Origin of the sequence: Sedimentimonas flavescens (genome assembly GCF_025154035.1) — a bacterium.
Taxonomy (GTDB): Bacteria; Pseudomonadota; Alphaproteobacteria; order Rhodobacterales; family Rhodobacteraceae; genus Rhodobacter; species Rhodobacter flavescens.
This window is the reverse complement of record NZ_JAOALJ010000004.1, coordinates 183,766-198,429: the sequence shown is the minus strand read 5'-3', so window position 1 is coordinate 198,429 and position 14,664 is coordinate 183,766. Positions and strand designations below refer to the sequence as shown.

The 14,664-nt window shown below is 64.0% G+C and carries 13 protein-coding genes; 5 read left to right on the top strand and 8 right to left on the bottom strand.

Annotated features, from left to right (window positions below; translation table 11 throughout):
• Positions 1-44: 44 nt before the first annotated feature.
• The 6 genes from N3C64_RS09360 to N3C64_RS09335 all read right to left on the bottom strand — a co-directional run bounded on the left by N3C64_RS09360 (position 45) and on the right by N3C64_RS09335 (position 6,383).
• The gene (locus N3C64_RS09360; protein ID WP_260014070.1) at positions 45-590 is read right to left on the bottom strand and encodes a DUF924 family protein; all 546 of its coding nucleotides are present in this window, start codon (positions 588-590) and stop codon (positions 45-47) included.
• Positions 591-644: 54 nt separating this feature from the next.
• Positions 645-1,934, bottom strand: coding sequence for a DUF3422 family protein (locus tag N3C64_RS09355; RefSeq protein WP_260014068.1), 1,290 nt, complete (start codon positions 1,932-1,934; stop codon positions 645-647).
• Between the two features lie 188 nt (positions 1,935-2,122).
• Positions 2,123-3,586 (bottom strand): NAD(P)(+) transhydrogenase (Re/Si-specific) subunit beta, encoded by a 1,464-nt coding sequence (locus N3C64_RS09350; protein WP_218631508.1) that lies wholly within the window; start codon positions 3,584-3,586, stop codon positions 2,123-2,125.
• 15 nt (positions 3,587-3,601) lie between these two features.
• The gene (locus tag N3C64_RS09345) at positions 3,602-5,176 is read right to left on the bottom strand and encodes a Re/Si-specific NAD(P)(+) transhydrogenase subunit alpha (protein ID WP_218631509.1); all 1,575 of its coding nucleotides are present in this window, start codon (positions 5,174-5,176) and stop codon (positions 3,602-3,604) included.
• A gap of 295 nt (positions 5,177-5,471) precedes the next feature.
• Positions 5,472-5,912, bottom strand: coding sequence for a methyltransferase family protein (locus N3C64_RS09340; protein WP_236021295.1), 441 nt, complete (start codon positions 5,910-5,912; stop codon positions 5,472-5,474).
• Between the two features lie 3 nt (positions 5,913-5,915).
• On the bottom strand, positions 5,916-6,383 hold the full coding sequence (locus N3C64_RS09335; RefSeq protein ID WP_260014067.1) for a D-galactarate dehydratase: 468 nt from the start codon (positions 6,381-6,383) through the stop codon (positions 5,916-5,918).
• Positions 6,384-6,484: 101 nt separating this feature from the next.
• On the opposite strand from N3C64_RS09335, the gene moaA reads away from it, so the two are divergent.
• On the top strand, positions 6,485-7,492 hold the full coding sequence (moaA, locus tag N3C64_RS09330; protein ID WP_260014066.1) for a GTP 3',8-cyclase MoaA: 1,008 nt from the start codon (positions 6,485-6,487) through the stop codon (positions 7,490-7,492).
• 63 nt (positions 7,493-7,555) lie between these two features.
• Complete coding sequence (locus N3C64_RS09325) at positions 7,556-7,963, top strand: universal stress protein (protein WP_218631512.1); 408 nt, start codon at positions 7,556-7,558, stop codon at positions 7,961-7,963.
• An 87-nt stretch (positions 7,964-8,050) separates the two neighbouring features.
• Here the strand turns inward: N3C64_RS09325 and N3C64_RS09320 are convergent, their stop codons facing one another.
• Together N3C64_RS09320 and argE are read right to left on the bottom strand one after the other, a co-directional pair.
• Positions 8,051-9,217 (bottom strand): M20 aminoacylase family protein, encoded by a 1,167-nt coding sequence (locus N3C64_RS09320; RefSeq protein WP_260014065.1) that lies wholly within the window; start codon positions 9,215-9,217, stop codon positions 8,051-8,053.
• A gap of 293 nt (positions 9,218-9,510) precedes the next feature.
• Positions 9,511-10,665 (bottom strand): acetylornithine deacetylase, encoded by a 1,155-nt coding sequence (gene argE / locus N3C64_RS09315; RefSeq protein ID WP_260014064.1) that lies wholly within the window; start codon positions 10,663-10,665, stop codon positions 9,511-9,513.
• 224 nt (positions 10,666-10,889) lie between these two features.
• On the opposite strand from argE, the gene N3C64_RS09310 reads away from it, so the two are divergent.
• Genes N3C64_RS09310 through N3C64_RS09300 form a run of 3 tightly spaced genes read left to right on the top strand, consistent with a single transcriptional unit; the run spans position 10,890 to position 14,644 of the window.
• Positions 10,890-11,909, top strand: coding sequence for an ABC transporter ATP-binding protein (locus tag N3C64_RS09310; RefSeq protein WP_260014062.1), 1,020 nt, complete (start codon positions 10,890-10,892; stop codon positions 11,907-11,909).
• Entirely contained in the window at positions 11,902-12,900 is a 999-nt protein-coding gene (locus N3C64_RS09305; protein WP_260014060.1) for an ABC transporter ATP-binding protein, read from the top strand. The genes N3C64_RS09310 and N3C64_RS09305 overlap by 8 nt, the downstream gene beginning before the upstream one ends.
• A gap of 40 nt (positions 12,901-12,940) precedes the next feature.
• The gene (locus N3C64_RS09300) at positions 12,941-14,644 is read left to right on the top strand and encodes a peptide ABC transporter substrate-binding protein (RefSeq protein ID WP_218631517.1); all 1,704 of its coding nucleotides are present in this window, start codon (positions 12,941-12,943) and stop codon (positions 14,642-14,644) included.
• Positions 14,645-14,664: the final 20 nt, after the last annotated feature.

Below are 14,664 nucleotides of genomic sequence, written 5' to 3'. Positions count from 1 at the left end.
ATCGGGGCCCGAAACCCCGATCAACCGCTGATGTTGGATGCTTTTCAGAACCCTGAGTGAGTCTTGAGAAACTCCGCTTCCTCATCCGTGGTTGAACGCCCTAGCACCGCATTGCGATGCGGAAAGCGGCAAAAACGCGCGACAATATCGCGGTGCAGGATGGCGTATTTCAGTGACTCGGCCTCGCCCATCGCGCGGTACAGCGCCACGGACAGTTCCTGATCGGCCAGAGCCTCACTGTGCATGAAGGGCAGGTAGAAGAACTGCCGCTCGGCCGCGGTCATCCCTTGGCCGTATCCCCGCGCGAGGGCCGTGCGGGCATGCTCCAGCGCAATCTCGTTGCTCTCGAAAGAGCGGGAGGAGCCGCGGAACATGTTGCGCGGGAACTGATCGAGCACGATTATCAGCGCAAGCGCACCGCACTCCTCCTCGATCCAGTCGTCCAACTCGCCGCGATGCGCGGCCTCATAGGTCGCGCCGAAACGTTCGACGATGCGTCGATCAAAGGCTGCGTCCTTGGCATACCACTTCGGCCGGACGTCCTCGGCGAACCAGAATTCCAGCACGCTCTCGGGTTTTTCAGGTGTCATGTCGCCCCCCCCTATCCGCTCTGAACTAGCCCATGCGGCCCGGCGGGCAAGCCCTCAGTGCCCGCCAAAACTATTGCGGATGCGGCGCACCATCAGCCAGACCCCAAGGATCACGATCGGGGTCAGCACGCCCAGCAAGACCTCTTTCGAGACGCTGACCTGCTTCGCGATCGGGTAGACCAGATAGCCCGCGATGCTGATCGCATAGTAGCTGATCGCCACGACCGAGAGCCCCTCGACCGTGTGCTGGAGGCGCAGTTGCAGATCGGCGCGGCGATCCATGCTTTCCAGAAGCTTCTGGTTCTGCGCCTGCCGCTCCACATCCACCCGAGTACGCAGCAACTCGCCCGCGCGCGCGGCGCGCTCGACCATGGCGCGCAGGCGCACCTCGGCCGATTTCGTGGTCCGCATCGCCGGGTCGTAGCGGCGCATCATGAATTCCGAGAACTTCTGCCGCCCCTCGTAGCGCGTCTCGCGCAGCACATCGACGCGCTCCTTCACGAGCGCCTCATAGGCGCCCGTCGCGCTGAAGCGGAAGCTGTGGGTGACCGCCAGCGCCTCAAGCTCGGACGAGACCGAGATCAGCGTGTTCAGCGTTTCCTCAGCCGGGCAATCCTCTCTGGACATGCCGGCGACCAGTTCGGTCAGCTCGGGGTCGAGCGCGTTGAGCCGCGCCGACAGGGCCCGTGCCCGGCGCAGGCCAAGCATCGACATGGCGCGGTAAGTCTCGATCTCGCACAGGCGCTGCACGATACGGCCAACCCGCCCCGCCCCGGTGCCCGGAGCAACGAAGATCGCAAAGCGCATCTGACCCGCCGGGTCGATCCGGAAATCCCCCGCAACAATCGCCGCCCCTTCCAGCACCCAGGCGCAGGCGAGGCTTTCGGGTACGAACCAGTCATCGAGATCGATGTTGATCTGCGCCGGGTCCTCGGGCAGCGGCAGGATACGGATCGACACTGCCGCGATGCGCTTGCCGGGGGCGGCATTCAGCCAGTCGGCGGGAAATATCTCGGCCTCGGCCGGGTCGAACGGGCGCGCCGAGAGGCCGGGCGCATGGGCCAGGAAGGTCGTGAATTCAGTATGGCTTTCCCACCGCACCTGATGGCGTCCAACGCTGGCGCTGTGATGTGTCACCCCCGCTGGCGCGGGCGCGGCCCCCGAGCGGCGCAGCAGCTCGTTGAGATGCGTCAGGTCGTCCGCCCGGTCGCGATTGGCAGCGTCCATCGGCTCCTTGATCGCCAGATAGACAACCTGCGAAGGCACCGGGATCCGCGGAAACGGGCGGGCGTGCAACTCGTTCACAAGCGCATAGCGCAGCGGGTGATCTTCGACTGAAACCATGGGCGCATCTCCTTCGAGATTTCTCTCTAGCCGGAATTCAGGTTGAGTAAACAAAAAATATGCTGCGATAACAGATATTTATCTGCATACCACGGTGCACAATCAACGCTATGCACAGCGCAGCCGATCCGTCCAAAACGAAAAGCCCCGCCGGAGAGGCGGGGCTTTCAAGGTCTTGATCAGGTTGATCAGACGCGGATCAGGTGCAGCAGCTCTTCGAGGGACTTCTTGGCGTCGCCGTAGAACATGCGCGTGTTCTCCTTGTAGAACAGCGGGTTCTCGATGCCCGAGTAGCCCGTGCCCTGGCCACGCTTCGACACGAAGACCTGCTTGGCTTTCCAAACCTCCAGCACCGGCATCCCGGCGATGGGCGAGTTCGGATCGTCCTGCGCGGCGGGGTTCACGATGTCGTTCGAGCCGATCACGATAACCACATCCGTTTCCGGGAAGTCGTCGTTGATCTCGTCCATCTCCAGAACGATGTCGTAGGGCACCTTGGCCTCGGCCAGCAGCACGTTCATGTGGCCCGGCAGACGGCCCGCAACCGGGTGGATTGCGAAGCGCACGTTCTTGCCGCGCCCGCGCAGCATCGAGGTCAGTTCCGACACGGCGATCTGCGCCTGCGCCACAGCCATACCGTAGCCCGGAACGATCACGATGCTGTCGGCCTCGTTCAGCGCATCGGCCACGCCAGTTGCATCGATCGCGATCTGCTCGCCCTCGACTTCCATCGCCGGACCCGAGGTGCCGCCGAAGCCGCCCAGGATCACCGACACGAACGAGCGGTTCATCGCCTTACACATGATGTAGGACAGGATCGCACCCGACGAACCCACCAGCGCACCGGTCACGATCAGCAGGTCATTGCCGAGCGAGAAGCCGATGGCCGCTGCGGCCCAGCCCGAGTAGGAGTTCAGCATCGACACCACGACCGGCATATCGGCGCCGCCGATGCCCATGATCAGGTGATAGCCGATAAAGAACGCCAGCAGCGTCATGGCGATCAACGCCCAGGCGCCAGCGCCGTTGACATAGATCACCAGCAGCGCAAGCGAACCCGCCGCAGCCAGCGCGTTCAGCAGATGCCCCCCGGGCAGCTTGACCGCCTGCGAGGTGATCTTGCCGGCAAGCTTGCCGAACGCGATGACCGAGCCGGTGAAGGTCACAGCACCGATGAACACGCCCAGGAACGTCTCGACCTTGAGGATAGCCACCTCGGCCGCCGACTTGTGCGCCACGATCTTGGCAAAGCCCGACAGCTCCTCATAGGCAGCGGGCATGATGCCGGTCGCATGATGCTCAGCGATGATGTCCCAGACCTGACCCAGCGTGATGTGCGTGTTGTAGCCCACGAACACCGCCGCCAGACCGACGAGCGAGTGCATCGCGGCGACAAGCTGCGGCATCTCGGTCATCTGGACCTTCTTGGCGACGATCCAGCCGATGATGCCGCCGCCGATGATCATCAGCAGCGAAATGATCCATAGTCCCTGACCGGGTCCGACCAGCGTCGCGGCCACGGCCAGCGCCATGCCCACGATGCCATACCAGACCGCGCGCTTGGCGCTTTCCTGACCGGACAGACCACCGAGCGAGAGGATGAAAAGCACAGCCGCGACGACATATGCGGCAGTGGTGAAACCGAATTCCATATTACCCTCTCCCCTTTACGACTTCTGGAACATGGCCAGCATGCGCCGCGTGACCATGAAGCCGCCGAAGATGTTGATGCCCGCCATGAAGACCGACAGCGCGGCCAGCACGATCACCAGGAAGTTGCCCGAGCCGATCTGCATCAGCGCGCCCAGGATGATGATCGACGAGATCGCGTTGGTGACCGCCATCAGCGGCGTGTGCAGCGAGTGGGACACGTTCCAGATCACCTGGAAGCCCACGAAGCACGACAGCACGAAGACGACGAAGTGCGACATGAACGAGGCCGGGGCAACAAGACCGACGCCCAGCAGGAGCGCGCCGCCGATGCCCAGCATCAGGATCTGGTCGCGCGTCTGCTTCTTGAAGGCGGCGTGGTCGCGCGCCTTGATCTCGGCGGGCGTCAGTTCCTTGGCCTTTTCCTTGGGCTTTTGCGCCGCGATGGCCGCGATCTTGGGCGGCGGCGGCGGGAAGGTGATGGCGCCCTCATATGCCACGGTCGCGCCGCGGATCACATCGTCTTCCATGTTGTGGTTGACCACGCCGTCCTTGCCGGGCGTCAGGTCGGTCATCATGTGACGAATGTTGGTCGAGTAAAGCTGCGAGGCCTGCGAGGCCATGCGCGACGGGAAGTCGGTGTAGCCGACGATGGTCACGCCGTTCTCCGACACGACCTTCTCGTCCTTGACGGTCAGTTCGCAGTTGCCGCCACGCTCGGCGGCAAGGTCCACAACGACCGAGCCGCGCTTCATCAGCTCGACCATGTCCTTGGTCCAGAGGATCGGCGCGTCACGGCCCGGGATCAGCGCCGTGGTGACGACGATGTCCATGTCGGGCGCGAGTTCGCGGAACTTCTTGAGCTGAGCTTCACGGAACTCGGGGCTCGAGGGCGCGGCATAACCGCCGGTCGCGGCACCGTCCTGGGTCTGCTCTTCGAAATCGAGATAGACGAACTCGGCGCCCATCGATTCGATCTGCTCGGCCACTTCGGGGCGCACGTCGAACGCGTAGGTGATGGCGCCAAGCGCGGTCGAGGTGCCGATGGCGGCAAGACCCGCGACGCCCGCACCGACGATCAGCACCTTGGCCGGCGGAACCTTGCCTGCGGCGGTGACCTGACCGGTGAAGAAGCGGCCGAAGTTGTTACCGGCCTCGATCACAGCGCGGTAGCCCGCGATATTGGCCATCGACGACAGCGCGTCCATCTTCTGCGCGCGCGAGATCCGCGGCACCATGTCCATCGCGATGACATTCGCGCCGGTCTTCTCGGCGGCTTCCAGAAGCTCTTTGTTCTGGGCCGGGTAGAAGAACGAGATCAGCGTCTGGCCCTTGCTCAGGCGGCCAAGCTCTTCCATTTCCGGCGGGCGCACCTTGACGACGAAATCGACCGCCTTGAACAGCTCCTCGACCGTCGGAACAACGGTGACGCCGGCCTTGGTATAGGCCGAGTCCTCGAAGCCCGCGGCATGGCCTGCGCCAGCCTCGACAAAACACTCATGGCCGAGCTTTTGCAGCTGCAGCGCGGAATCGGGTGTCATCGCGACGCGCGACTCGCCCTCAAATATCTCCTTCGGAGCGCCGATCTTCACCTTGTCTCCCCCTTCTTACGCCGCCCGGACGGATCCGTCCGAGGGTAATTCATGTGGCGAAGAACTGCTTAACATCGCGCAATAAAGTTTCACAAGCGGCTTGATTGCCGAAATCCTTGTAAAAACGTCGCATGTTGGGGCAGGCTTTATTGTATACCACGGAGTGCCGTGGTATACTGAACTTTATCGAAATATTTCAAGTCGTTACCCACCCCATTGCGGGGTGTGAAAAACAGCAACACTACAGCACTTTTTCGCAGATGCAGAAAATGTGCCGCTTTGCAGCGTCTCGCGATCAGATCCAGCGACGAGTATGGCGGCAATAGGCGGCGTATTCATCGCCAAAAGTGGCCAGAATCCGGGCTTCTTCGCCCAGAATGTAGCGCCGGGTGATCAAAAGCATGAAGGCCGCCACCAACGGCAGCGCCAGAAAACCGTCGTTAATCAGCAAGAAGCCCGCCAGCACCAGCGCATCGCCCAGGTAGATCGGATTGCGCGACAGGGCAAAGACGCCACCCGTCACCAGCGCCGAGGGATCGCGCCTGGGAATGAAGGTCGTGTGGCGCAGTACCATCTGCCCTGCGGCGGTCAGCACCAGCGCGCCACCAAGCGCAATCAAGCCCCAGCCTGCCGCCGCGCCATAGGGCAGCGCCAGCGGCACCGCGCGGGCCACAAGCCAGCCAAGCGCGGCGAAGATGGCTAGCCAAAGGGGCGGAATGTCGATTTCGCGCAGCATGGTTCAGTAGCGATAGACAACGACTTCGGGCAGGCCGGTCAGGTCCACCCCCAGCAGCCGCAGCGTCGGCAGCGACATCTGCGAGCCCGAGCCCTCGGCCCCGCCAGTCGGGATCAGATCGACCTGCGCCGAGGCCCCGGTGGCCGTCATCTCGACACGTCCCTTTGCGGGGGCACTGACCAGTGGGGTTTTCAGCCAGAACCCCGGCTGTGTCGGATCGCCAAGGCTCGCCACCGTGACGCCAAGCCGCACCCCCTGCCCTGTCACCTGCGCAGCCTGTGCGCGCTCGGCTGCGCTGGTGGTGTCGAGCACCTCTGCAGTCGCGCCCGCCGGCACCGGCAGGGCCGATACCGCAATATCGTCGGTAGGCGCGATCGTCGGCGGCATTGCTTCGGGCGTGTCGTTGCCAAAGCCGAGGCGACCGCAGCCCGCGAGCGCGATCATCAGCACGAATAACCCGTTGCGAACCATGATGCCTCCTTCGGATGTCGCGCTCAGCCTAAGCGCTACCCCGCGCCATGGCAACGCCCAGCCCCCTTGCCGCCGCACATCGCCCGGCCTAGGTTCCGGCTATGGAACATGCACCGCTCATCGACCCCTTTGCCCGCCCGATCACCTACCTCCGGGTGTCTGTGACCGACCGCTGCGATTTTCGCTGCACCTATTGCATGGCCGAACACATGCAGTTCCTGCCCAAGAAGGAGCTTCTGAGCCTTGAGGAGCTTGACCGGCTCTGCTCGGCCTTTGTCGGGTTGGGGGTGAAGAAGCTGCGCATAACCGGGGGCGAGCCTCTGGTGCGCCGCGATATCCTGACCTTCTTCCGCCGCATCTCGCGCCATCTCGACAGCGGCGCACTGGACGAGTTGACGCTGACCACCAACGGCTCGCAGCTCGCGCGCTTTGCCGACGATCTGGCAGCGCTTGGGATGCGGCGCATCAATGTCTCGCTCGACACGCTCAAGCCCAAGAAATTCGCGGCCATCACCCGATGGGGGCGGCTTGACCAGGTGCTGGAGGGCATCGCCGCCGCCAAGCGCGCGGGGCTGCGCGTCAAGATCAACACCGTCGCGCTCAAGGGCTTCAACGAGGATGAACTCTTTGACCTGATCGCCTGGTGCGAGGACGAGGGCCATGACCTCACCTTCATCGAGGTCATGCCGATGGGCGATATGGGCGAGGAATTGCGCCTCGATCAGTACTGGCCGCTGTCGGATATGCGCAAGGCGATGGCCGAGCGGTTCACCCTGCTGGAAACCGAAGAGACCACCGGCGGCCCGGCACGCTACGTGCGCCTGCAAGAGACCGGGCAGCGCATCGGCTTCATCACGCCGCTCACGCATAATTTCTGCGAAAGCTGCAACCGGGTGCGGGTGACCTGCACGGGCGAGCTGTTCATGTGCCTCGGGCAGGAGGATGTCGCCGATCTGCGCGCGCCGCTGCGCGCCAGTGCCGATGATACGGCCCTGATCGAGGCGATCCGCGCCGCCATCGCGCGCAAGCCGCGCGGGCATGACTTCGACTATTCGCGCACCGGTGTCGCAGGCCAGATGAGCCGCCACATGAGCCATACCGGAGGCTGATCTGGGTCAAGGCGCAGGCAACCGATCCGGGGCACAAAGAGACAAACGGAAAAGGAGCCTTCGATGTATTCCAATATCATCGTCCCTGTCGCCTTCGACGACGACCACAACCCAGATGCCGCGCTCAACATCGCCCGGGCGCTTGCAGCGCCGGGTGCGCGTGTGACGCTGGTCCATATCATGGCCGACGTTCCGGGCTTTGCGATTTCCTACATGCCCGAGGGCTATGCAGCAGATCTCAAGCGCACGCTGCAGGGCTCGCTCGATCAACTGGCGAACGAGTTCGAGAATGGCGCGGGCGTGATCCGCGATGGCCATGCGGCGAACGAGATCCTCGATCTGGCCGAGGAGATCGGGGCGGATTGCATCATCATCGCCTCGCATCGTCCGGGACTGGGCGATTACCTGATCGGCTCGACCGCCGCGCGCGTTGTACGCCACGCGCCCTGCTCGGTCATGGTGCTGCGGTAAAGAATAAGAAAGGGGGGCTGTCTGCCCCCCTCTTCGACTGCGTCGAATTCACCCCCCGAGGATATTTCACCCACATTGAAGGGGATGTCAGGCGGCGGGCATCCGCTCCTCGACCATGCCGGCATACCAGCTGGAGCCGAAAGGAATCGCGTTGTCATCGAAGTTGTAGGCGGGGTGGTGCACCATCGCCGTGTCGCCATTGCCCAGGAAGATATAGGCGCCGGGGCGGGCGTTGAGCATGAAGCTGAAATCCTCGGCCCCCATTTGCGGCGCGACATTGGCATCGACCTTGCCCGAGACCTTCTGCGCGACCTCGATCGCGTAGCCGGTGTTTTCGGGGGCGTTGATCGTGACCGGATAGCCGCGCATGTATTTCACTGCGGCGCTCGCGCCGAAGGCTGTCGCCGTGCCCTCGGCGATCTCGCTGATGCGGCGTTCGACGTAATCTTGGACAGCGGGATCCATCGTGCGCACGGTGCCCTTGAGGAGCACGGTCTGCGGGATGACGTTATGCGCCTCGGATTCGGTGCGGAAGGTGCAGACCGACACCACTACCTGCTTGAGCGGATCGACGTTGCGCGAGGCGATGGATTGCAGTGCCACAACGATATGCGAAGCAACCAGCGTGGTGTCGATCGAGTCGTGCGGTTTGGCAGCGTGGCCGCCCTTACCGGTGACGACGATCTCGAACTGATCGGCGGCGGCCATAAGCGCGCCTTCGCGGATGGCGAAGCTGCCGACCGGCAGGCCGGGCCAGTTGTGCATGCCGTAGACTTCCTGAATGCCGAAGCGGTCCATCATACCGTCATCGACCATCTCGCGCCCGCCGCCGCCGCCCTCTTCGGCAGGCTGGAAGATCACCACTGCGGAGCCGTCGAAATTGCGCGTCTCGGCAAGGTATTTCGCGGCGCCGAGCAGCATCGCGGTATGCCCGTCATGACCGCAGGCATGCATCTTGCCGGGCGTCTTCGAGGCGTAGTCGAGGCCGGTCGCCTCGTGAATGGGCAGCGCGTCCATATCGGCGCGCAGGCCGATGACGCGGCCCTTGGTGTCGGTCTTACCCTTGATCACGCCCACAACGCCGGTGCGGCCGATGCCTTCGACAACCTCATCACAGCCAAAGCCGCGCAGCAGTTCGGCCACCTTGCCTGCGGTGCGGTGCACCTCGAACAGGATCTCGGGGTTCTCGTGGAAATCTCGTCGCCAGGCGGTGATCTCGGGCAGAAGCTCGGCGAAACGGTTCTTGACGGGCATGAGGGGCTCCCTGGTTGTTGGCGCCGACAGCCTGTTACAAAGCCCTGCGGGCCGCAAGGGTCAGAAGGCGGGTTCGAGATCACTTTTTGACCCGCCGGTAAATTTGTCGCCACCGACGCCGCGCCAGCCGTGGCTTGAGAGGCCGGAGGCTGCCCGGAAGCCGGGGATCGGGCTTTCGTTGCCCATCGTCACCGCAGCCCTGAGCTCTGCGCGCGCATCCGAGCGCGTTATCAAACGGGCGATCCATCCCTCCTTGTTCGAGAGGCGACGGGCCGCCCCCTGGATCACAACGCTTACGCGCAGAGCCTTTCGATCAGGTCTTCCATGAAGGCCCAGCCGGCCTCGAATTGCGACAGTGCGAGCCATTCGTCGGCTTTGTGGGCCTGCTCGATGTCACCAGGGCCGCAGACCACCGCGGACCAGCCGCGAACCTGGAACTGCCCGGCCTCGGTGCCATAGCTGACCACCTGGCTGCCATTGTCGCCGGTGAGCGCGCGCACGAGGCCCTCGGCCACGCCGTCCACCTCGGGGGCAAGGCCGGGCAGCGCGAAACGCTCATTGACCTCGATCCGGGCATTGGGGTGAACGGCCTTCATGCCCGCCTCAACCTCGGCCACCTTGGCAAGGAAGGCGCGACGCCAGTCCTCGGGGTCTTCGCCGGGCAAGACGCGGAAATCGACGCCAAATTCGCACAGGCCCGCGGTGATATTATGCGCCGTTCCGCCGCGGATCTCGCCAGTATGGACCGTAGTCCAGGGCGGCACGAAGGGCGAAGCCTTTGCGGCGGCCTGCCCCTTCGCGTTCATCTCGTTCACCCACATCAGGATCTTGGCACCTTCAAGAATCGCGCTGACGCCGGTGTGCATGAGCGAGCTGTGAACCTCGTGCCCATGGACCTCGACCCAGAAGGCCAGCCCGCCCTTGTGCCCGGTCACCGCCTTCATCATCGTGGGTTCGCCCACCACCACCGCCGAGGCGCGCGGCAGGCCCGCCATGGCCTCGATCATCGGGATGCAGCCGATGCAGCCCAGTTCCTCGTCATGGCTGAGTGCGATCTGCAAAGGTCGTTTGAGCGGCCGCCGCGCTGCTGCCGCCATTGCGGCCAAAGCCAGCGCGTCGAACCCCTTCATGTCGCACACGCCGCGCCCGTAAAGCCGCCCGTCGCGCTCGAATACCGCCCAGGGGTCCGAGGCCCAGTCCTGCCCCTCGACCGGGACCACATCGGTATGGCCCGACAGCACCACGCCCCCGGCCACATCCGGCCCGACCTGAGCGAACAGACTCGCCTTGGCGGGCTGTGCGGGGTCAGGGACCTTGGTGACGGTGATTCCCTGCCCTTCCAGCCATTCGGCGACCCAGTCGATCAACTCAAGATTGCTGTCGCGGCTGACCGATCGGAAGGCTACGAGGCGGTCAAGAAGGCTGCGGGCAGTGACCATATCAGTCATAGGTTTCTCCTTTGTGCGCAGGCTGCGCCCGCATCCGGTGAGGCGTCAACCCCACCCCACGAAACGCCCCCCTGAAAGACGCTCCAGTCACGGCATCCAGAATCGTGCTTGCGCATATGATCAAAATCTCTAACACTCGGTCAAATAATCTCGCTCGGGCGAAGCCTGCGGGACAGAACGCGACAGTAAAAATACTGCGAATACAACTGACTTGGGGGTCACATATGCCCGATGGGGCGCTGCCTGTGCTCGAGGTTTCGGGCCTGAAAACGATTTTCAGGACCCGTGGTGGCGAAGTCCACGCCGTTAATTCCGTTTCTTTCGATCTGCGTCCCGGAGAGCTTCTGGGCGTTGTGGGCGAGTCCGGTTCGGGCAAGTCCGTGACGATGATGTCGCTGATCGGCCTGCTGCCATCCCCGCCCGCCGAGGTGCGCGACGGCACGGTGATTTTCGACGGCAAGGATCTGCTGAATTGTTCGGTGGCCGAGTTGCGCGAAGTGCGTGGACCCGGCATCGGCTTCATCTTCCAGGACCCGATGACCTCGCTTAACCCGGTCTTCACCGTGGGCTACCAGCTGCGCGAGCCGTTGATAAAGCACATGGGCATGACCAAGGCGCAGGCGCAGGTTCGCGCGAAAGAACTGCTCGAACTCGTGGGCATCCCCGACGCCGAGCGGCGGCTGCGCGACTTCCCGCACCAGTTCTCGGGCGGGATGCGCCAGCGGGTGATGATCGCCATCGCGCTGGCCTGCGACCCGAAGGTTCTGATCGCGGACGAACCCACGACCGCGCTCGACGTGACCATTCAGGCGCAGATCCTCGAACTGGTCAAAGAGCTGCGCCAGAAGCTGGGCATGGCCATTGTCTGGATCACCCATGACCTTGGCGTGATCGCGGGTATCGCCGACCGAATCATGGTGATGTATGGCGGCCAGGTGGTCGAGCAGGGTCCGGTGTCCGAGGTCTTCCACAATCCGCGCCACCCCTATACCCGCGCGCTGCTCAAGACCGTGCCGAGCGTGCGCGGCGAGCGCACCGCGAAGCTTTCGGTGATCGAGGGGCAGCCGCCGATCCTGCGCGGTGCCCCCTCTGCCTGCCCCTTCCGCGACCGCTGCGCCCAGGCCTTCGATCGCTGCGCGTCCGAGAACCCCGCGCGCCACCCCGTCGGCCCAGGCCATGACGCGGCCTGCTTCTGGGATTTCGACGCCGACACCCCCCGCACGCAAGAGGCCGCCCATGCTTGATGCAACCGGCAAAGCATTAATCGAGGTCTCGGGCCTCAAGATGTATTTCCCCATCACCGCAGGCGTCTTTCGCAAGCATGTGGGCGATGTGAAGGCGGTCGATAACGTCTCGTTCACGATCTACGAGGGCGAGACCCTTGGCCTTGTGGGCGAGTCGGGCTGCGGCAAGTCCACCTGCGGCCGCGCCATCTTGCGGCTTTACGAACCCACCGCCGGGGCCGTGCGCATCGACAGCAAGGACGTGCTGGCCGCCGACGCGAACACCCTGCGCGAGATGCGCCCCAAGATGCAGATGGTCTTTCAGGACCCGCAGGCGAGCCTCAACCCGCGCATGACCGTCGCTGCCATTATCGGCGAGCCGCTGGACGAGCACACGAGCCTGTCGAAGAAGGACAAGCTGGCCCGGATCTATGAGCTGATGGACCAGGTCGGGCTGAACCGCGACTTTGCCAACCGCTATCCGCATGAATTCTCGGGCGGCCAGCGCCAGCGCATCGGGATTGCCCGCGCGCTCGCGCTGAACCCCAAGTTCATCGTCTGCGACGAGCCGATTGCCGCGCTCGACGTGTCGATCCAGGCGCAGGTGGTAAACCTGCTTGAGGAATTGCAGGACCGGCTTGGCCTGACCTACCTGTTCATCAGCCACGACCTGTCGATGGTGCGCCACATCGCCGACCGCGTGGCGGTTATGTATCTGGGCCAGATCATCGAGCTTGCGCCGCGCGACCCGCTCTACCTTGAGCCGCTGCACCCCTATACCCAGGCGCTTTTGTCCGCGGTTCCCGAACCCGACCCCGAGGCCGAGAAGAGCCGCCGCCGCATCATCCTGAAGGGCGATGTCCCCTCGCCCGCCAACCCGCCCAAGGGCTGCAACTTCTGCACGCGTTGCCCGAAGGTGATGGATATCTGCCGCCAGATCGAGCCGACCTTCCACGAGGTCCAGCCCGGCCGCTATGTGGCCTGCCACCTTTACCAAGAGACCGCCGACTGAACGGCGGCATTGAAATTCGATCCAACAAGGAGAGGTTTGTATGAAACTCAAGACAATCCTGATGGGCGCGGCGGCAACGCTGGCCCTCGCGCCGGCTGCCTTCGCCGAGCGCGGCAGCGACGGCCAGGTCAATGTGATCTACTGGCAGGCGCCCTCGACGCTGAACCCCTATCTGTCGTCGGGCACCAAGGACGTCGAGGCATCGTCGCTCGTGCTCGAGCCCTTCGCGGGCTTCAACGAAACGGGCGTGGTGATCCCGCGCCTGGTGACCGAAGTCCCGAGCCTTGAGAACGGCGGCATCTCGGAAGACCTCAAGACGATCACCTGGCACATCACGCCGGGCATCCTGTGGTCGGACGGCACGCCCCTGACCGCCGCTGATGCGGTCTTCACCTACGAATACTGCACCCATCCCGAGGGCGGCTGCGCCCAGGAAGCCCGCTACGAGGGCATCGAGATGGTCGAGGCGGTTGACGACCTGACGGTGAAGATCACCTACAAGGAACCGCGCCCCAACCCGTTCACCGCCTTCACCGGCGCAACCTCGCCGATCTTGCAAAAGGCGCAGTTCGCCAACTGCCTCGGCGCGGCGGCATCGTCCTGCACCGATCAGAACTTCATGCCGATCGGCACCGGCCCGTTCCAGGTCACCGAGTTCAAGACGAACGACGTGATCCAGATGGTGGCCAACCCGAACTATCGCGACCCGGCCAAGCCCGCGTTCTCGAACCTGACCCTCAAGGGCGGCGGCGACGCGGCCGCAGCGGGCCGTTCGGTTCTGGAAACCGGCGAATTCGACTACGCCTGGAACCTGCAACTTGCGCCCGACGTGCTGGCCGGCATGGAGGCCGCGGGCAAGGGCAAGCTGGTCGTCGGCTTCGGCACGCTCGTCGAGCGGATCGAGATGAACATGACCGACCCGTCGCCGGAACTGGCCGAGGGTGAGCGTTCGACGGCCAAGCATCCGCATCCGTTCCTGTCGGATATCCGTGTGCGCACCGCCCTGTCGAAAGCCATCGACCGCGAGATCCTGGTCGAGATCGGCTACGGCCAGGCTGGCCGCCCGACCTGTAACCTGGTGCCCGCCCCGGCGATGTTCGCTTCGGACAACACCGGCTGCCTCACGCAGGACGTCGATGGCGCCAAGGCGCTGCTGGATGAAGCCGGCTGGACCGACAGCGACGGCGACGGCATCCGCGACAAGGACGGCAAGAAGCTGAGCGTTCTCTACCAGACCTCGACCAACGCCGTGCGTCAGGACTTCCAGTCGATCATCAAGCAGTGGTGGAACGACATCGGTGTCGAAGTCGAGCTGAAGAACATCGACGGCTCGGTCTATTTCGGCGGTGACGCGGGCTCGCCCGACACCTTCCAGAAGTTCTACGCCGACGTCGAGATGTACGCCAACAACTTCGACGGCACCGATCCGGAACCCTACCTCGCGCAGTACACCTGCGAGAAGGCGCCCAAGCCCGAGAACCAGTGGCAGGGTGAGAACATCAACCGCTTCTGCTCGGAAGAGTATGACGCGCTCATCGTCGAACTTGGCAAGACCGGCGACATCGAGAAGCGCGCCGAACTGGCCAAGAAGCTCAACGACATGCTGACCAAAGACAGCATGGTCGTCGTGCCGCTGGTCGACCGCGGCCGCGTCTCGGCCCATTCGAACACCCTTGGCGGCGTGGTCCTGAATACCTGGGACTCGGAACTGTGGAACGCCTCCGACTGGTACCGGATGAAATGATCTGAACCTAGGGTCCGACC